The organism is Pseudomonas sp. T8 (genome assembly GCF_024610635.1).
Taxonomy (GTDB): domain Bacteria; phylum Pseudomonadota; class Gammaproteobacteria; order Pseudomonadales; family Pseudomonadaceae; genus Aquipseudomonas; species Aquipseudomonas chlororaphis_I.
In genome coordinates, this window is record NZ_CP102374.1 from 5,736,717 (window position 1) to 5,754,665 (window position 17,949).

17 protein-coding genes are annotated in these 17,949 nt (G+C 63.0%); 3 read left to right on the forward strand and 14 right to left on the reverse strand.

Annotation, left to right across the window (positions count from 1 at the left end):
- The first annotated feature begins 99 nt into the window (after positions 1-99).
- Both NRG23_RS26065 and NRG23_RS26070 read left to right on the forward strand, forming a co-directional pair.
- Entirely contained in the window at positions 100-882 is a 783-nt protein-coding gene (locus NRG23_RS26065) for a MipA/OmpV family protein (protein WP_038634816.1), read from the forward strand.
- A 524-nt stretch (positions 883-1,406) separates the two neighbouring features.
- The gene (locus tag NRG23_RS26070; protein ID WP_257372821.1) at positions 1,407-2,273 is read left to right on the forward strand and encodes a fatty acid desaturase; all 867 of its coding nucleotides are present in this window, start codon (positions 1,407-1,409) and stop codon (positions 2,271-2,273) included.
- Positions 2,274-2,402: 129 nt separating this feature from the next.
- Here NRG23_RS26070 and NRG23_RS26075 read toward each other — a convergent pair whose 3' ends face one another.
- The 14 genes from NRG23_RS26075 to NRG23_RS26140 form a co-directional block, all read right to left on the reverse strand.
- Entirely contained in the window at positions 2,403-2,801 is a 399-nt protein-coding gene (locus NRG23_RS26075) for an EamA family transporter (RefSeq protein WP_009050573.1), read from the reverse strand.
- A gap of 32 nt (positions 2,802-2,833) precedes the next feature.
- Positions 2,834-3,208, reverse strand: a complete 375-nt coding sequence (locus NRG23_RS26080; protein WP_009050572.1) for an EamA family transporter — start codon at positions 3,206-3,208, stop codon at positions 2,834-2,836.
- Complete coding sequence (locus tag NRG23_RS26085; RefSeq protein WP_009050571.1) at positions 3,205-4,125, reverse strand: hypothetical protein; 921 nt, start codon at positions 4,123-4,125, stop codon at positions 3,205-3,207. The genes NRG23_RS26080 and NRG23_RS26085 overlap by 4 nt, the downstream gene beginning before the upstream one ends.
- Before the next feature lie 216 nt (positions 4,126-4,341).
- The gene (locus NRG23_RS26090) at positions 4,342-4,671 is read right to left on the reverse strand and encodes a GlpM family protein (RefSeq protein WP_162096444.1); all 330 of its coding nucleotides are present in this window, start codon (positions 4,669-4,671) and stop codon (positions 4,342-4,344) included.
- A 30-nt stretch (positions 4,672-4,701) separates the two neighbouring features.
- Positions 4,702-5,979, reverse strand: a complete 1,278-nt coding sequence (locus NRG23_RS26095; protein ID WP_231999343.1) for a sigma-54 dependent transcriptional regulator — start codon at positions 5,977-5,979, stop codon at positions 4,702-4,704.
- 44 nt (positions 5,980-6,023) lie between these two features.
- Positions 6,024-7,925 carry a sensor histidine kinase gene (locus NRG23_RS26100; RefSeq protein WP_009050569.1) on the reverse strand — a complete coding sequence of 634 codons (1,902 nt, stop codon included), beginning with the start codon at positions 7,923-7,925 and terminating at the stop codon, positions 6,024-6,026.
- Between the two features lie 177 nt (positions 7,926-8,102).
- On the reverse strand, positions 8,103-8,837 hold the full coding sequence (locus NRG23_RS26105; RefSeq protein WP_009050568.1) for an amino acid ABC transporter ATP-binding protein: 735 nt from the start codon (positions 8,835-8,837) through the stop codon (positions 8,103-8,105).
- Positions 8,834-9,505 carry an amino acid ABC transporter permease gene (locus tag NRG23_RS26110; protein ID WP_009050567.1) on the reverse strand — a complete coding sequence of 224 codons (672 nt, stop codon included), beginning with the start codon at positions 9,503-9,505 and terminating at the stop codon, positions 8,834-8,836. The genes NRG23_RS26105 and NRG23_RS26110 overlap by 4 nt, the downstream gene beginning before the upstream one ends.
- A complete protein-coding gene (locus NRG23_RS26115) occupies positions 9,505-10,251 on the reverse strand; it encodes an amino acid ABC transporter permease (RefSeq protein WP_009050566.1) in 747 nt (248 codons plus the stop codon). The genes NRG23_RS26110 and NRG23_RS26115 overlap by 1 nt, the downstream gene beginning before the upstream one ends.
- Before the next feature lie 189 nt (positions 10,252-10,440).
- Positions 10,441-11,355, reverse strand: coding sequence for a glutamate/aspartate ABC transporter substrate-binding protein (locus NRG23_RS26120; RefSeq protein ID WP_257372827.1), 915 nt, complete (start codon positions 11,353-11,355; stop codon positions 10,441-10,443).
- A gap of 438 nt (positions 11,356-11,793) precedes the next feature.
- Positions 11,794-13,332: a glycerol-3-phosphate dehydrogenase gene (gene glpD / locus NRG23_RS26125; RefSeq protein ID WP_016703438.1), complete on the reverse strand. Its 1,539-nt coding sequence runs from the start codon at positions 13,330-13,332 to the stop codon at positions 11,794-11,796.
- 411 nt (positions 13,333-13,743) lie between these two features.
- Positions 13,744-14,499: a DeoR/GlpR family transcriptional regulator gene (locus tag NRG23_RS26130; RefSeq protein ID WP_009050563.1), complete on the reverse strand. Its 756-nt coding sequence runs from the start codon at positions 14,497-14,499 to the stop codon at positions 13,744-13,746.
- Between the two features lie 95 nt (positions 14,500-14,594).
- On the reverse strand, positions 14,595-16,100 hold the full coding sequence (gene glpK, locus NRG23_RS26135; protein WP_009050562.1) for a glycerol kinase GlpK: 1,506 nt from the start codon (positions 16,098-16,100) through the stop codon (positions 14,595-14,597).
- A 78-nt stretch (positions 16,101-16,178) separates the two neighbouring features.
- A complete protein-coding gene (locus NRG23_RS26140; protein ID WP_009050561.1) occupies positions 16,179-17,030 on the reverse strand; it encodes an MIP/aquaporin family protein in 852 nt (283 codons plus the stop codon).
- A gap of 381 nt (positions 17,031-17,411) precedes the next feature.
- Here NRG23_RS26140 and ybaK point away from each other — a divergent pair, with 381 nt between their 5' ends.
- Positions 17,412-17,882 (forward strand): Cys-tRNA(Pro) deacylase, encoded by a 471-nt coding sequence (ybaK, locus tag NRG23_RS26145; protein ID WP_016703437.1) that lies wholly within the window; start codon positions 17,412-17,414, stop codon positions 17,880-17,882.
- The last annotated feature ends 67 nt before the right edge of the window (positions 17,883-17,949 follow it).

Genomic DNA, 17,949 nt, shown 5'->3' on the forward strand with positions numbered 1-17,949 from the left:
CTACAAATTTTGTAGCTCGCTACAAACAACATCAGTGCTTGCAGGGAGGGGGCGGGGTGGTGATTGATGCGCGCATCTTCACTCCAGGAAACCCGCGCCATGTTCAGCTTCACACGCTCCGCCCTGCTTGCCGTCCTGCTGTCGCTAGGGGCTGCCTGCGGGGCTTTCGCCGAGGAGGGGGGCCAGGATGGATTGGGCGGTTCGCTGGGCCTGGGCATCGGCTACCAACCCCATGACCCCAGCGGCAGCCGGCATGACACCGTGCCCTTGCCCTATGTCGATCTGGAGTGGGGCGATGTCAGCCTCGACACCGACGACGGCCTGACCTGGGATGCCTTCAAGGGCAATGGTTTCAGCGCCGGGCCCTATATCAACTATTTGCCGGGACGTAACGCCAACGGCTCGCTGCGCGGCCTGCGGGACGTGCCGAACATGGCCGATGTCGGCGGCTACATCCAGTACGCGCCGGACGACTTCTGGCGCCTGTTCGCCTCCCTTGGCAGCGCGGTGGCTGCGGGCGAGGGCCAGGGTGGCCTGCTGGGCAAGGTCGGCGGTGAAATCGGTTATCCCCTGGGCTTGGGGATCATTGGCAGCAACAACCTCACCGCGCATTTCGCCGATGCCCGGCAGACCCAGACCTTCTTTGGCATCAGCGACGCCGAGGCCCAGGCCACGGGCATCGGCCGCTACAGCGCCGGCGGCGGTTTGCAGAACCTGACCCTGACCCAGAACCTGCAGGTGCCCCTGGGCGGCAACTGGTCGTGGATGACCAGCGCCAGCTGGATTCACCTGACGGGTTCGGCGGCCGACAGCACCCTGGTGCGCGAGCGCGGCGAAGTGAATCAGGGCCAGGTCCAGACCGCCCTCAGCTACCAGTTCTGAGGCCCGCCAAGGCCTTATCGCCGGGCTTGCGGGGCGTGCTCCAGGTCGTCATCGCGGGCAAGCCTCGCTCCTACAAAAACGGGGCGGAATACCTCTGCCGGCATGCGCTGTTTCTGTAGGAGCGAGGCTTGCCCGCGATCCAGGCGCCGCGGGGTGTCTGAAATACCGCGTCAGCATTCATCGCGAGCAAGCTTCGCTCCTACAAAAGCGCGGCGGAATACCTCTGCCGGCATGCGCTGTTTCTGTAGGAGCGAGGCTTGCCCGCGATCCAGGCGCCGCGGGGTGTCTGAAATACCGCGTCAGCATTCATCGCGAGCAAGCTTCGCTCCTACAAAAACGGGGCGGAATACCTCTGCCGGCATGCGCTGTTTCTGTAGGAGCGAGGCTTGCCCGCGATCCAGGCGCTGCGCAGTGCCTGAAGCACCGCGTCAGCATTCATCGCGAGCAAGCTTCGCTCCTACATCGGAGGAATTGGTCCACCCTTTGCACTGGCAGCCATGAACCCACTTTTCAGGAAGTTCTTCATGGCTCGTCCCGCTTATCGCCTGCTCGCCCATTCGCTGTGGGACATCGTCCCGATCCTGATGGCCCTGGCGCATTTTTCCTTCGTGCTCTGGCTGGTGCTGGCCTTTCACAGTCTGTCCTGGTGGGTGATCCTGCCGGCGGCGCTGCTGTATGCGGTCAGCCTGTCGTGGAGCATCAACAGCATCTCCCACAACCAGATCCACAACGCCTATTTCAGCCTGCCCTGGCTGAACCGCGCCTTCGACCTGCTGCTGTCGGTGACCATCGGTTTTTCCCAGACCCTGTACCGCGATATCCATAACCGCCATCACCGTGGCAACTCGGATCGGCCCGGGGCGGACGGCACCACGGTCGACCCGCTGTCGATCTACCTGCATGGCCGCAATGGCCAGCCAGACAATGTCTGGGCTTACACCTTCCTGAGTTTTTTCCGCGACGACCCCAAGGCCATCTACCAGGAAATGCAGCGCAAGCGCCCGGCGGACGCGCGTTGGGTCAAGGTGGAAATCGGCGTGACAGTGCTGGCCTATGTGGCGCTGGCGCTATACGACTGGCATGTGCTGCTGGTGCTGCTGCCGTTCTGGTACCTGGGACAGTCGCTGTCTTCGCTCAATGGCTACTACGAGCACCTGGGCGGCAACCCGGACCTGCCGATCGCCTGGGGCGTGAGTTCCTACAGCCGGCTCTACAACCTGATCTGGATGAACAACGGCTACCACGCCGAACACCACTACCGGCCGAAGATGCACTGGACCCGGGTCAAGGCCTTCCACCGCGAGATCCGCGAACAGCAGCGGGCGGCGGGGGTGAAGGCAATTCCCGTGGCCCATGGCCTGGGTTTCTTGCTGAAACACCCGAAGCCCTGACACCCGCGCACCTGTAGCCGCTGCCGAGCCTGCGAGGCTGCGATCGACAGCGAAGCGGGCGCAGGATCTTGAGATCGCTGAAGGCCTTCGGCCTTATCGCAGCCTGCGGCAGCGGCTACATAAAGCCCTTCAGGCTTCCTCGCCCTCGGCCAGCAGGGCGATCCCGCCGATGATCACCAGCACGCCGACCCAGTGCAGCAGGCTGATCTGCTCGCCCAGGCCCAGCCAGGAGCCGAGCAACACCACCACGAACACCAGCGAACTCAGGGGGAAGGCCAGGGACAGGCTGCTGCGCCGCAGGATCAGCATCCACACGAAGAACGCGCCGATGTAGCAGGCGATCGCCAGCAGCACTCCCGGGTTGACCGCCACCGCGGCCAGCCATTGCAGGTTGAAATCCATCTGGCCCAGCTGATCGCCACCGACCTTGGTGGCGATCTGGCCGGCGCTTTCGAAGCCGATCAGCAGGGCCCAGAGCACCAGGGTGCCGAGGCGCCCGTGGAGCCAGCCGTGAGTCTGTGCAGTCATACCGTCTTTCCTTGTGAAGCGTTGAAGGGGGCTCAGGTGCTGGCGACGCACACCAGCATCACGCCGAGGGTGATGACCAGGGTGCCCAGCCAGCGCCGGCGGCTGACGTTCTCGCCGAGGATCAGCTTGCCGGCCAGGACCACGCCGCAATAGGCCAGGGCCGCGGCCGGGAACAGCAGGCTCAGCGGCGCCCGGGACAAGGCTTCGAGCCAGACGAAAAACTCGATTACATAGGCGCCGATGCCGCACCACAACAGTGGTGCGTTGAACACCTGGCCCCAGAAGGCGTTCAGGCGAAAACCGCCTTCCAGTTCCGGCAGGCGGTCCAGACCGAGCTTGAAACAGAGCTGGCCGATCACGTCGAGGACGATGGAAAAAGCCACCAGCAAGATAACGGTCAGGGTCACGGGAACAGCTCCTCGAACAGCGCCATCAGTGCTTCGTTGGTGGTCGCATTGCGCAGCAGGTCGGCCTCGCTCCAGCGTTCGGCCGGCGGCTGGTCGGAGCGCGCTTCCCAGCGCTTGAAGGCGTTGCTGAAGGCCGGCGCGGCGAACTCGCCACAGACGTCGATACCGAGGATGCGCTTGCGCGCCGCCAGGCTGCGCAGGGCTTGCAGCAGGTGGCTCAGGCGCATGCCGCCCTGGTCCCAGTTGGTCGCGGCGTCGGCGCTGGCCAGTACGTCCTTGTCGATGGTGATCCAGATCGCCTGGGTCGGCAGGCTATCGATCATCTGCTCGAGGAAGGCAGGCCAGTCGAGCCCGGCCAGGTTGCGCCAGTGCAGGTGGTTTTCCTGCTGCTGGTGCCCGGCGCCGTCGCCGACCCGGCCCCATACCTTGGAGGGCGCGTGCTGCCAGGGAAACAGCTGCAACTTGCCGCGTCGCAGCGCCTTGAGGTTGCCGCCGCGCAGCTGCGGGTTGTGCAGGTCGTCGCTGCACGGCCCGAGGGTGACGATGCGCTGGATATGCGGCAGCTGCAGGGCCCGGTTGACCCAGGAACCGCAGTGCCGACGCGGCGCGAAGCGCACCCAGTCGGGGTGGTTGTCGAAGTGGATCAGGCTGACCGGCTGTTGCAGGTCGGCCAGGAAGGCCGGGGTCAGGTGGTGGTAGTCACCGGAGCCGACAAAGAAGATTTCCGGCTGCGGCCCACTGTGCGCGGGCCTTTGCCGCAGGCGCTCGGTGAAGTGGCGGTAGGTGCGTTCGGTGGACCAGAGCCGCAGTTTCGGGCCCAGGTCCAGCAGGTCCAGGCGTCGCGCCTGGCCGCTGCGCAGCCGGCGCTGGACAGGCTCCTGGGCGGTCAGGCTGTGGTCGAGATCGAGAATGTTCAAAGCAGGATTTACCCATGGCAGCGCCCCTCGAAAAAGCCGGCGTCACAGGTCGCAAACGCAGGCAGAGCGGGCTTTACAGGGTAAATGCAAGGGACGGGCCAGCACCTCGGCGAGGCAGGTCGGACGTCATCGCGAGCAAGCTCGCTCCTACATGGACCCAGCGTCACCTGTAGGAGCGAGCTTGCTCGCGAAAAAAACGCATGGGCACCGCAGGCTTCAGGCGTGGACGCGGACCCAGACGCTGACCAGCACGGTGGCGGCCATCAGCCAGGCCACCGCGGCCACCGCCAGGGAGGCTTCCAGGCGCAGGCGGTCGACCATTACGTAGAGGGTTGCCAGGTACACGAAGTAGGGAATGATCGACCACATGCCGAAGACGATGGTGGTCTTCAGGTCGTCGATGGAACGGCCCTTGCCGACGATGTAGTGGGCGATCAGGGCGAAGGTCGGGAACAGCGGCACCAGGCCGGCGATGTAGTAGTTCCTGGTCTTGGCCAGGGCGGCGAGGATCACCACCACGGCGGCGCCCAGGCAGGCTTTCAGCAATAAATCCACGGTACTTCTCGCAGATGTCGGTTAGTGGCTCAGGCCGTATTTCTTGACCTTGTCGAACAGCGTGGTCTTGGCCATGCCCAGTTCCTGGCTGGCCTGGGTCAGGTTGCCGCCGCTGCGTTGCAGGGCGTCGTTGAGCAGGTTGCGCTCGAAGGCCTCGACCGCTTCGGCAAAGCCCAGGCCTTGCGCAGCGTTGCCGCTGGACTTCTTGAACGCCGGCAGGCCCAGGGCAAAACGTTCGGCGACGTTGCGCAGCTCGCGCACATTGCCCGGCCAGTCGTGGCTCATCAGGTTCGACAGGGTCTGGTTGTCCAGCTCCGGCGCGGCGCGGTCGAAACGCAGGGACGACTGCTGCAGGAAGTGCTCGAACAACTGCAGGATGTCCTCGCGCCGTTCGCGCAGCGGCGGCAGCTCCAGGGTCACCACGTTCAGGCGGTAATACAGGTCGCTGCGGAACTGGTTGGCGCGCCCCAGCTCGTCGAGGTCGGACTTGGTCGCCGCGATCACCCGGCAATCCACCGCCACGCTCTGGTTCGAGCCCAGGCGCTCCAGGGTGCGCTCCTGCAACACCCGCAGCAGTTTGATCTGCAGGTTCATCGGCATGCTTTCCACTTCGTCGAGGAACAGCGTGCCTTCGTGGGCATGCTCGATCTTGCCGATGCGCCGCTTGCCGGCGCCGGTGAAGGCGTTGGCCTCGTGGCCGAAGATCTCGCTTTCGAACAGGTTTTCCGGCAGGCCGCCGCAGTTGAGGGCGACGAACTGGTGGGTATGGCGGCGGCTGAAATCATGCAGGCAACGGGCGACCAGTTCCTTGCCGGTGCCGGTCTCGCCTTCGATCAGCACGTTGGCCGAAGTGTCGGCGACGTTGGCGATCAGCTCGCGCAGGTGCTGCATGGCCGGCGAGCGACCGATGATCCGTCCTTCGAGGGAGTCGCGCTCGGCCAGCTGGCGGCGCAGCGACGACACTTCCCGGGCCAGCCCGCGCTGCTCCAGGGCGCGCCGGGCGACCTCCACCAGGCGCTCGGGGGAGAAGGGCTTTTCCATGAAGTCATAGGCGCCTTTCTGCATCGCGCCGACGGCCATGGAGATATCGCCGTGACCGGTGATCAGCACCACCGGCAGGCTGCGGTCGCGGGCCTTGAGGCGGGTCAGCAGTTCCAGGCCGTCGATGCCCGGCAGGCGGATGTCGCTGATGACGATCCCGGCGAAGTTGTCGCCGACCCGCTCCAGGGCTTCTTCGGCGCTGCCGACGCCGACGCAGGGAATGTCTTCCAGGGCCAGGGCCTGCTGGCAGCCGAGCAGGACATGGGGGTCGTCTTCGACGATCAGGACGGTAAGGTCGTTGTTCATAGCGGCTCGGCTTGTGTAGGGCTGACCAGGGGCAGGCTGAGGACGAAGGCGGTGCCGCCGTCGGCCGGGTGCTCGACGCCCAGGTTGCCACCCGTGGCGGCGGCCAGGCTGGCGGACAGGGTCAGGCCGAGGCCCAGGCCCTGTTCGCCGGGTTTGGTGGTGAAGAAGGGTTCGAACAGATGCTTGCGCGCCTCGGCGTCGATGCCGTGGCCATTGTCGCGCACCCGCAGGCGGTATTTGCCTTCGACGCTTTCGCCTTCCAGCCACAGCTCCGGCCGCGGCTGCGCCTGCATGGCGTCCAGGGCGTTGCCGATCAGGTTGACCAGGATCTGCTCCAGGCGGGTCTGGTCGATCTTGACCTGGACCTCGCTGAAGTCGCGGTGCAATTGCAGCGGCAGGTTTTCCAGGCGTGCGTTGAGCAGTTGCAGGGCGGCGTCCACGGCCTTGCCGAGGCTGGCTTCGCCCTGATCTTCGCCGCGGCGGGCGAAGGAGCGCAGGCTGGCGGTGATGCGGCCCATGCGGTCGATCAGTTCGTTGATGGTCTTGAGGTTGGTGCTGGCGGTGTCCAGGGCGCCGCGCTCGAGGAAACGCACGGTATTGCCGGACAGGGTGCGCAGGGCGGCCAGCGGCTGGTTCAGTTCATGGGCGATGCTGGTGGACATCTGGCCGATGGCGGCGAGCTTGCCGGCCTGGACCAGTTCGTCCTGGGCGCGGCGCAGGGTTTCCTCGGCCTGGCGGCGCTCGCGGATCTGGCCCTTGAGCCGTTCGTTGCTGGCGCGCAGGTCGCTGGTGCGTTCGGCGATCCGCCGCTCCAGCTGGTTGTTGGCTTCCTGCAGGGCTTCGCGGGCGGCGAGGCGGGTGGCGATGACCTTGCGCCGCTCGTTCCAGGCGATCAGCAGGAAAGCCACCAGGGCGAAGGCCACGGCCACCAGGATGCCCTGGTTGATGGCTTCGCGGCGCAGGTCCTTGAGCGGGGTCAGCAGGGTGAAGTTCCAGGGCGTATCGCTCAGGGGCCGGGTCTGGGACAGGTAGCTGATTTCCTTGTCGTCGGACACCAGCTCGGTGTTGGCCGGGAAGGTCAGCTTCTCCACGCCTTCGGCCAGGCGCTCGCGGGCCAGCGGCTCCAGTTCGTTGAGGGTGAACCAGTAATATTGCAGGCTGCGCGCCAGGCGCTCCTTGGTGTCGTCGCTCAGCGGGCGTACCGACCGCAGGCGCCGGGCCGGATCGCTGGAGAGGATGATGATGCCGTTCTCGTCGCTGACGAAGCCTTCCAGGCGGGCGCGTTGCCAGCGCTCTTCCAGGGCCTCCAGGCGCACCTTGACCACTGCCACGCCGATGATCTTGCCCTGTTCTTCCAGGCCGTGGGCCAGGTAGTAGCCGGGTTCGCCGTTGGTACTGCCGATGCCGTAGAAGCGCCCGGGCTGGCCGCGCACGGCATTCTGGAAATAGGCCCGGAACGACAGGTCTTCACCCAGGTAGCTGTCGACGTCGCGCCAGTTGCTGGTGGCCAGCACGCGGCCGGTGGTGTCCATCACATAAATGGCCCGGCTGCGGCTGCGCCGGTTCAGGCCTTCGAGGTAATTGTTGACGGTCTGCCGGTGTTCCGGCGTCGGCTCGTTGAGCAGCAGCGAAACGCTGGATTCGAGTTCCAGCAGGCTGGGCAGGTAGGTGTATTTGCTGATCTCGCTTTCGACTGCGCGGGCGTGCAGTTCCAGCTGGCGTTCGCCGTTCTCGCTGAGGCTGCGGATGCCGTAGTGCTCGCTGACCCAGAAGCCGACGTAGCCCAGGCCGATCATCAGCAGGATGACCAGGGGCGGCAGGAACAGGTGACGGATCAGACGGGGTTTCACGGCGAGTGATGGCGGCGCGGCGCGATAGAGAGTGGGGTCGCATTTCATCACAGTGGTCCCGGGTGTACCAGTTGTCCGTCCATGGTGACGTCCCCGTGGTATTGCGAGCTGTAGCCGCTGCCGAAGGCTGCGATCGCCCACAAGGTGGGCGCCCGATCTTGAGATCGCTGAAGGCCTTCGGCCTTATCGCAGCCTGCGGCAGCGGCTACAGGGATTGCATGGTTTTTAGTGCTGCAGGATTTTCTCGAGGAAATGCTGCGCACGCTCGGAGCGGGCGTTGATGTCGCCGAAGAATTCCTCTTTCGGGCAGTCTTCGATGATTTTGCCGGCGTCCATGAAGATCACCCGGTCCGCGACCTTGCGGGCGAAGCCCATTTCGTGGGTCACGCACATCATGGTCATGCCTTCGTGAGCCAACTGCACCATCACGTCCAGCACTTCGTTGACCATTTCCGGGTCGAGCGCGGAAGTCGGTTCGTCGAACAGCATGACGATCGGGTCCATCGCCAGCGCGCGGGCGATCGCCACACGTTGTTGCTGGCCGCCGGACAACTGGCCCGGGTGCTTGTGGGCGTGGGCGGCCAGGCCGACCCGGTCGAGCAGTTGCAGGCCTTTCTTGGTGGCTTCTTCCTTGCTGCGGCCCAGCACCTTGATCTGCGCGATGGTCAGGTTCTCGGTGATGGTCAGGTGCGGGAACAGCTCGAAGTGCTGGAACACCATGCCCACGCGAGAGCGCAGTTTCGGCAGGTTGGTCTTCGGGTCGGCGATGGACGTGCCGTCGACCACGATGTCACCTTTCTGGAACGGCTCCAGGGCGTTGACGCATTTGATCAGGGTGGATTTGCCGGAGCCGGACGGTCCGCACACCACGATCACTTCGCCTTTCTTGACCTCGGTGCTGCAATCGGTCAGCACCTGGAAGTCCCCATACCACTTGTTGATGTTCTTGATAGAGATCATACGGCAAACCTTTTTTGCAGACGCTTGACCAGCACCGAGGCGGCAAAGCTGATTGTGAAGTACACCAGACCGGCAACGATCAGGAACTCATTGGAGCGGCCGATGATGTCGCCGCTGGAGCGCGAAGCATTGAGGAAGTCCACCAGGCCCACGGTGTATACCAGCGAGGTGTCCTGGAACAGGATGATGCTCTGCTGCAGCAGCAGCGGGGTCATCTTGCGGAACGCCTGGGGCAGGATGATCAGGCGCATCATCTGGCCATAGCTCATGCCCAATGCCTGGGCAGCGCCCATCTGGCCCTTGGGAATCGACTGCACGCCGGCGCGGACGATTTCGCAGAAGTACGCCGCTTCGAACATCATGAAGGCCACGATGCACGAGCCGAACGCACCGATCGGGGTGTCTTCGCCGGTGATCCAGCGCAGCACGAAGGGCACCGCCAGGTAGAACCAGGTGATCACCAGCAGCAGCGGGATGGAGCGGAAGTAGTTGACGTAGACGCCGGCGATGTTCGACAGCAGCTTGCTGTGGGACAAGCGCATCAACGCCAGGATGGTGCCGAGGATGATCCCGCCGACGACGCCCAGGGCCATCAGCTTGAGGGTCATCAGCATGCCGTTCCACAGGCCGGGAATGGCCGGGACGACGCCAGTGAAATCGAATTCCATTATTTGCCCCCCACGGAGATCAGGCCGGGCACTGCGACTTTCTTCTCGACCATGCGCATCAGCAGCATCAGGCTCATGTTCAGGGTGAAGTAGATCAGCGTGGCCAGGGTGAAGGCTTCAAACAGGTTGGCCGAGAACTCGGCGGTCTGCTTGGTCTGCGCCAGCAACTCCATCAGGCCGATCAGCGAGGCCACGGAGGAGTTCTTGAAGACGTTGAGGAATTCCGAGGTAAGCGGCGGAATGATGATCCGGTAGGCCTGGGGCAGCAGCACGTTCCAGTAGATCTGCGGCAGCGAAAAGCCCATGGCGCGGGCCGCGGATTCCTGGCCGCGTGGCAGCGCCTGGATGCCGGTGCGCACCTGTTCGCAGACGCGGGCGGCGGTGAACAGGCCCAGGCACACGACGACGCTCAGGTAGGCCGAGGTGGTCGGGTTGAGGTCCTGCTTGTACCAGTCCTGCAGGTTTTGCGGCAGCAGGTCCGGTACCAGGAAGTACCAGATGAACAGCTGAACCAGCAGCGGTACGTTACGGAAGATCTCCACGTAGACGGTGGCGATGCCCGACACCAGGCGGTTCGGCACGGTCCGCATGACGCCCAGGATCGAGCCCAGCAGCAGCGCGACGATCCAGGCCACCACGGCAATGGCGATGGTCCAGCCCAGGCCCGCGATGAACCAGTCGAGATAGGTCTCGCTGCCCACGCCGGTGGACTTGAAGAACACGCCCCAGTCCCAGTTGTAATTCATTAGGGTCTCCCCTCTGATCGATCGATGTACAAGCACCCGCTTGGGGAAATCCGTTCCCGCCTGGATGACGCCCAGGCACACGCGATCGGCTCGACAACCACCGGTTCGAGTGTTTCCAAAAAAAGCCAGCAGGTAGTGACAGGCTCCTGAAAGGGCCGGGCCCTTTCAGGAGACAAGGTTAGTCAGGAATCAGGACTTTTTATCGTCAGCCGCTTTGTCGGTCGGGTTGGCGATCAGGGCCTTGAGCTCGTCGCTCATCGGGAACATCAGGTTCAGGCCTTTTGGTGGAATCGGCGACTGGAACCATTTGTCGTAGATCTTGTTGATCTCGCCCGACTTGTAGGTCGCGATGATGGCGTCGTCCACGGCCTTCTTGAACGATGCGTCGCCCTTGCGGACCATGCAGCCGTAGATTTCGTAGGATTGCGCGGTACCGGTCACGGCCCAGTCGGTCGGTTTGCGGGCCTTGGCCATTTCACCGGCCAGCAGCGCGTCGTCCATCATGAAGGCGACGGCGCGGCCGCCTTCGAGCATGTTGAAGGACTCGCCGTGGTCCTTGGCGGAAATCACGTTCATGCCCATCTGTTTGTCGGCGTTCATCGCCTTGAGGATGCGCTCGGACGTGGTGCCGGCGGTGGTCACGACGTTCTTGCCTTTGAGGTCCGGGAAGTCCTTGTAAGGCGAATCTTTCTTGGACAGCAGGCGGGTGCCGATCTCGAAGATGCCGACGGAGAAGTCGACCTGCTGCTGGCGCTCGACGTTGTTGGTGGTGGAACCGCACTCGACGTCCACGGTGCCGTTCTGCACCAGCGGGATACGGGTCTGCGAGGTAACCAGGTTGTATTTGACCTTGAGATCCGGCATGTCGAGGTCTTTTTTCAGGGCTTCGACGATTTTCAGCTGGATGTCGTGGGAGTAGCCGACTGGAACGCCGGATGCATCCGCGATGTAGGAGAACGGAATGGAAGCGTCGCGATGTCCGAGGGTGATGGTGCCGGAGTCTTTGATTTTCTTCAGCGTGCCGGTGAGTTCGGCGGCGACCACTGGAGTGCTAATCAGAGCAGCAGCAATGGCTGCGCCCAACAGATGGGGAACGATGCGCATCAATATTTCCTCGACATTTGTTTTTTTTATGAAGCCAGTTCGACGGCTCTCTTATACAGCGAATGCCTTGACGGCTCCTGATGTGTGTTGGCGCATCAGGCATTCGTCGGAGAGTGTAGAGCATGAGTCGTGCCAGGCCAGCTGATCCGTATCAAGGCCTTGATTTGAAAGGCTATTAAATATTTATGGCGAATATTGTCGGCGGTCTTTATCCGGTTATCCGAATCGACCCGAAAGTCGCGTTCGGAAAACCGAATGTCCAGCAAAGCCGGGCCTACCCCCTGTAGGAGCGAGCTTGCTCGCGATAGCGATCCGACTGTCGACACCTATGTCGAATGTCACGCAGTCATCGCGAGCAAGCTCGCTCCTACATAAAGCGGTGGCCATGAAAAAGCCCCCGGGCCGTGCGACGCGGGGGCTTCTTTATAGAAGGGGCGATCAGGCGGCTTCGATCTTTGCCCGGTTCTGCTCGACCTTCTGCAGGTAGTGCTGCAGTTTTTCCTGCTCGGCCGGTGTGGTGAACAGGCCCAGCTTGCTGCGGCGCCAGAGGATGTCCTGGGCATTGACCGCCCATTCTTCGCTGCACAGGTAATCGACTTCACGGGTGTACAGGCCGCCGCCCAGGTGTTCGCCCAGGTCGTTCAGGCTGTGCACGCCTTCCAGCAGGCGCCAGGTGCGGCTGCCGTAGCTGGTGGCCCAGCGGCGGGCGATTTCGCTGGGTACCCAGTCGAACTTCTGGCGAATCGCTTCGGCCAGCGCCTGCGGCGTGGTCATGTCTTCGCCGCCGGGCAGAGTCGAGTGGGCGGTCCAGCTCGGCTTGATGTGCTTGAAGAACGGCGTCAGCTGGGCCATGGCCGATTCGGCCAGCTTGCGGTAGGTGGTCAGCTTGCCGCCGAACACCGACAGCAGTGGCGCTTCGTCGGCATTGCCGGACAGCGCCAGGGTGTAGTCGCGGGTCACGGCCGACGGGTTGTCGGACTCGTCGTTGCACAGCGGGCGCACGCCGGAGTAGGTGTGCACGATGTCCTGGCGGCTCAGCTGTTTCTTGAAGTGGGCGTTGACCACTTTCAGGATGTAGTCGGTTTCGCCTTCGGTAATCGCCACTTTCGCCGGATCGCCGGTGTACTCGCGGTCGGTGGTGCCGATCAGGGTGAAGTGGTTCAGGTACGGAATGGTGAAGACGATGCGCTGGTCTTCATTCTGCAGGATGTGCGCATGTTCGCCTTCGTACAGCTTCGGCACGATCAGGTGGCTGCCCTGGATCAGGCGGATGCCGTACGGCGAGTCCAGTTTCAGGTCGTCCTTGATGAACTTGGCGACCCATGGGCCGGCGGCGTTCACCAGGGCCTTGGCTTGAATCGAGAACAGGCTGCCGTCGGCGCGCTCCAGGTGCAGGTGCCACATGCCCTTGCCGCGGCGGGCGCTGATGCAACGGGTCTGGGTGTGCACGTGGGCGCCTTTTTCGCGGGCGGCCATGGCGTTCAATACCACCAGGCGCGCGTCGTCTACCCAGCAGTCGGAGTATTCGAAGCCTTTGGTGATCTCGGCTTTCAACGGGCTGTCGGGACCGAACTTGAGGCTCTTGGAACCGGCGAGCTTTTCCCGCTTGCCCAGGTGGTCATAAAGGAACAGGCCGGCACGGATCATCCAGGCCGGACGCAGGTGCGGGCGGTGCGGCAAGACGAAACGCATCGGCTTGACGATATGCGGGGCCTTGGCCAGCAGTACTTCGCGTTCGGCCAGGGCTTCGCGCACCAGACGGAATTCATAATGTTCGAGGTAGCGCAGGCCGCCGTGGATCAGCTTGCTGCTGGCCGAGGAGGTATGGCTGGCGAGGTCGTCTTTTTCGCAAAGGAACACGGACAAGCCACGCCCGGCGGCATCGGCGGCGATACCGACGCCATTGATCCCACCGCCGATCACGGCAATGTCATAAATCTCGGCGAGAGGGGGCGCGGGCAAGGTGGAAGTGGGCATCGGCTGGCCTCGTGTTCTTCTGATATTTGAAATCGAACATTAATGTTCATTTGCGAAAATACTAGCGCAGAAACACGTCGACAGCCAGTGGACTTCGATTGAAAAAACTCATCGAAAGTCGGGCAAAGGAAAATTTACGAACATTGTCGGACGCAAGGCGGGTGAGGCCGGGGAGCGCGATATGTAGTCGCTGCCGAGCCCCGACGAGGCAGCGGCTACAGGGAATAGGTTCCGGCAGGTGTAGCCGCGGTCGAGCACCAACGAGGTTGCGCTCGATCTGGGCGGCACTCCGACGCAGCGGGCGCCAAACCGAACGACACCATCGCTCAGACATATCGCGTCGCCTGGTTTTACGGGGCTGCGCCCCGATCGCAGCCTCGCCAGGGCTCGGCAGCGGCTACGGGAGAGGGGTCAGACGACTTCCAGGCGAATCTTGTGTTGCTGCAGCAATTGGGTCAGCGCCGGAACCGGCTGCTGGTCGGTGACCAGGCAATCGATCAGGCTGATGGGGCCGAGGCGGATCATGGCATTGCGCCCGAACTTGCTGGAGTCGGCGGCCAGGATCACCTGGCGGGCATTGGCGATGATCGCCTGGGACACCCGTACTTCCTGGTAGTCGAAGTCCAGCAGGCTGCCGTCTTCGTCGATACCGCTGATGCCGACCAGGGCGAAATCGACCTTGAACTGGTTGATGAAATCGACGCTGGCCTGGCCGACCACGCCGCCATCGCGACGCACATTGCCACCGGTCAGCAGCACGTCGAAATCGTCCTTGGCGCTGAGCATGGAAGCCACGTGCAGGTTGTTGGTGATGATCTTCAGATGGTTGTGATTGAGCAGCGCCCGGGCAATGGATTCGGTGGTGGTACCGATGTTGATGAACAGCGAGGCGTGATCGGGGATCTGCGCGGCGATGGCTTCGCCGATGCGTTGTTTCTCATCGCGCATCTGATCGGCGCGCATGGCGTAGGCGGTGTTTTCGACACTGGAGTCGTAGGCTGCGCCGCCATGGTAGCGACGCAACAGGTTCACTTCCGCCAACTGGTTGATATCGCGGCGGATGGTTTGCGGTGTAACGACGAACAGCTGGGCCATTTCCTCGATGCTGACATAGCCGCGTTCGCGGACCAGCTCGAGGATTTGCTGCTGACGGGGAGGCAGATTCATGGGGCTTCCTTTGGGCTGCCGTGCAAAATTTGCCCATGATGCCGCAGGAATCCGCTCCCGACCAGTTACAACCCGATACGAATCCGCGACTTGGCTTATTCAGCGCCTTCGTGCGGTTCCCAGTCGCGGGTACGGCTGACGGCTTTTTTCCAGCCGGCGTAGAGCTTTTCCTTCTCGGTTTCGGCCAGCTGTGGTTCGAACTCGCGTTCGATCACCGCCTTGCCGCGCAACTCTTCCAGGCTGCCCCAGAAACCGCAGGCCAGGCCAGCCAGGTAGGCCGCGCCCAGGGCCGTGGTTTCACGCATTTGCGGGCGTTCGACCTGGGTGCCGAGGATGTCGGCCTGGAACTGCATGAGGAAGTTGTTGGCCACTGCGCCACCATCCACGCGCAGGGCCTTGAGGCGTTCGCCGGAGTCCTGCTGCATGGCGTCGAGGACGTCGCGGGTCTGGTAGGCGATCGACTCCAGCGCGGCGCGGATGATGTGGTCCACACGCACGCCGCGGGTCAGGCCGAACAGCGCGCCACGGGCGTAGGGGTCCCAGTACGGAGCACCCAGGCCGGTGAAGGCCGGGACCAGGTACACGCCGTTGCTGTCCTTGACCTTGCTGGCGAAGTATTCGGTGTCGTGGGCGTCGTTGATAATCTTCAGCTCGTCGCGCAGCCACTGCACGGTGGAGCCGCCATTGAACACCGCGCCTTCCAGGGCGTAAGCCACTTCGCCGCGGGGGCCGCAGGCGATGGTGGTGAGCATGCCGTGCTTGGACTTGACCGCCTTGTCGCCGGTGTTCATCAGCAGGAAGCAGCCGGTGCCATAGGTGTTCTTCGCCTGGCCCGGCTCGACGCACATCTGGCCGAACAGCGCGGCCTGCTGGTCGCCGGCGATCCCGCCGATGGCGATGCCGCTTTTGGTACGGCCGTAGATTTCCGAGGACGACTTCACTTCCGGCAGCATTTCCCGCGGGATATCCAGCACTTCCAGCATCTTCGCATCCCACTCCAGGGTGTGGATGTTGAAGAGCATGGTGCGCGAGGCGTTGGTGTAGTCGGTGACGTGGGTCTTGCCGCCGGTGAATTTCCAGATCAGCCAACTGTCGACGGTGCCGAACAGCAGTTCACCGTTGCGCGCGCGTTCGCGGCTGCCTTCGACGTTGTCGAGGATCCACTTCAGCTTGGTGCCGGAGAAATACGGGTCGGTGACCAGGCCGGTGGTATCGCGGATGTACTCTTCCAGGCCGTCACGCTTGAGCTGCTGGCAGATCTCGGTACTGCGACGGCACTGCCAGACGATGGCGTTGTAGATCGGCCGGCCGGTGGTCTTGTCCCAGACCACGGTGGTTTCGCGCTGGTTGGTGATGCCGATGGCGGCTACCTGGTCATGGTGCAGGCCGGCTTGCGCCAGGGCCTCGACCATCACTGCGCTCTGGGTGGCGAAGATTTCCATCGGGTCGTGTTCGACCCAGCCGGCTTGCGGGTAATGCTGGACGAATTCGCGTTGGGCGGTGCACACGACGTTGGCGTCGCGATCGAAAATGATCGCGCGGGAGCTGGTCGTACCCTGATCGAGGGCAATGATGTAGTTCTTATTCTGAATGTCGGTCATGTCGATTGCCTTGGACAAAAATAAGGAAGTGGGCAAGAGGCGCAGGTCAGGGTTGGGCAGGACCTTGCGCCACCGGTTTCAAGAAGTTCTTACTTTGCCGTCAATGGCTTTTTCGGCATCCGTTGGAGCAGGGGCGACGGTTGGCAGGTGACGGGCAATCAACCCGCGGTAGGCCACGGCGCCGAGGCAGGCACCGATAATCGGCGCGAAGATCGGTACCAGGAAGTACGGAATATCGCGGCCGCCGGTGAAGGAAACCTCGCCCCAACCCATGAAGAATGTCATCAGTTTAGGGCCAAAATCCCGCGCCGGGTTCATCGCGAAACCGGTCAGCGGACCCATGGCGCTGCCGATCACGGCAATCAGCAGGCCGATCAGCAGCGGCGCCATCGGGCCGCGTGGCAAGCCGTTGTTGTCATCGGTCAGGGACATGATCACGCCCATCAGGATCGCGGTAATCACCACTTCGACCAGGAACGCCTGGGCGGTGGACAGCGCCGGGTTGGGATAGGTGGAGAATACCGACGCCAGTTCAAGGCTGGCCTGGGAGCCGCGGACCATCTGGTGGGCTTGTTCGTAATCGAAGAACAGGTTGCTGTACAGCGTGTAGACCAGCAGCGCCGCGCAGAAGGCGCCGGCGATCTGGGAGAAGATGTAGAACGGCAGTTTGCGCTTTTCGAAGTCGGCAAAGATGCACAGGGCGATGCTGACTGCGGGGTTGAGGTGCGCGCCGGAAACGCCGGCGGTGAGGTAGATCGCCATGCTCACGCCGATCCCCCAGATGATGCTGATTTCCCACAGGCCAAAGCTGGCACCCGCGACCTTGAGCGCGGCGACGCAACCGGTGCCGAAGAAGATCAACAAGGCTGTACCCAGGAATTCGGCCATGCACTGGCCGGAGAGCGACGGTTGTTGTAACGCAGTTGTCATGGAAAACCTCGGTTTTTGTTGTTGTCTGGCGCTGGCGTGAAGCGCTGAGCGCGATTTTCACCGTCGGCAGGATCCCCATCCTGGGCGCGGCTTACTGCTGGTTACGGCTGCTGGATCTACAACATGATATTCGCAAACGAAAAAATATAGACAAGAAACATTACTGTCAAAGGTCGAAAGTGAACTATTGGTCATTTTATAACTATCAGTTGTGTGAATGATCTTGCGGGAAGCGCGCGGGTTTTGTGCAAAAGGCGCGGCCAGCCTGGTGCCGGCGGCTGCCTGGGTTGGGGGATGGGCCTTGGAATAGAGCCTTTTGCTGGCGGATATCCTAGAATCGCCGGCACTGTTTCTGTTCTTTTCCCTGCCTATGGAGTTGCCATGACCCCTGCACTGGATCTGCTGAAAAAAGTTCGCGCCGAACATCGGGTGCACAGTTATGAACACGACCCGAAGGCGGCCTCCTATGGTCTGGAGGCGGCGGAAAAGCTCGGCCTCGATCCGGCGCAGGTGTTCAAGACGCTGTTGGCCAGCAGTGAAAAGGGCGAATTGCTGGTGGCCGTGGTGCCGGTCGTCGGAAGCCTCGATCTCAAGGCCCTGGCACACGCCGCCGGGGTGAAAAAAGCCGAGATGGCCGACCCGGCTGCCGCGCAGCGCGCCACCGGTTACCTGCTGGGCGGGATCAGCCCGCTGGGGCAGAAAAAGCGCCTGCGCACCTTTATCGACAACAGTGCACAACCCTTTGCCAGCATCTTCGTCAGCGCCGGCCGGCGCGGGCTTGAGGTCGAACTCGCGGCCGCCGTGCTGGCCGAGCACACCCAGGCGACATTCGCCGATATCGGTCGCGACTGACTCGGCGTGCAGCCTGAGGTTTCAGTGTTGGTCGGGAAGGGAAGCGTTGAGGGGCATAACGACACAG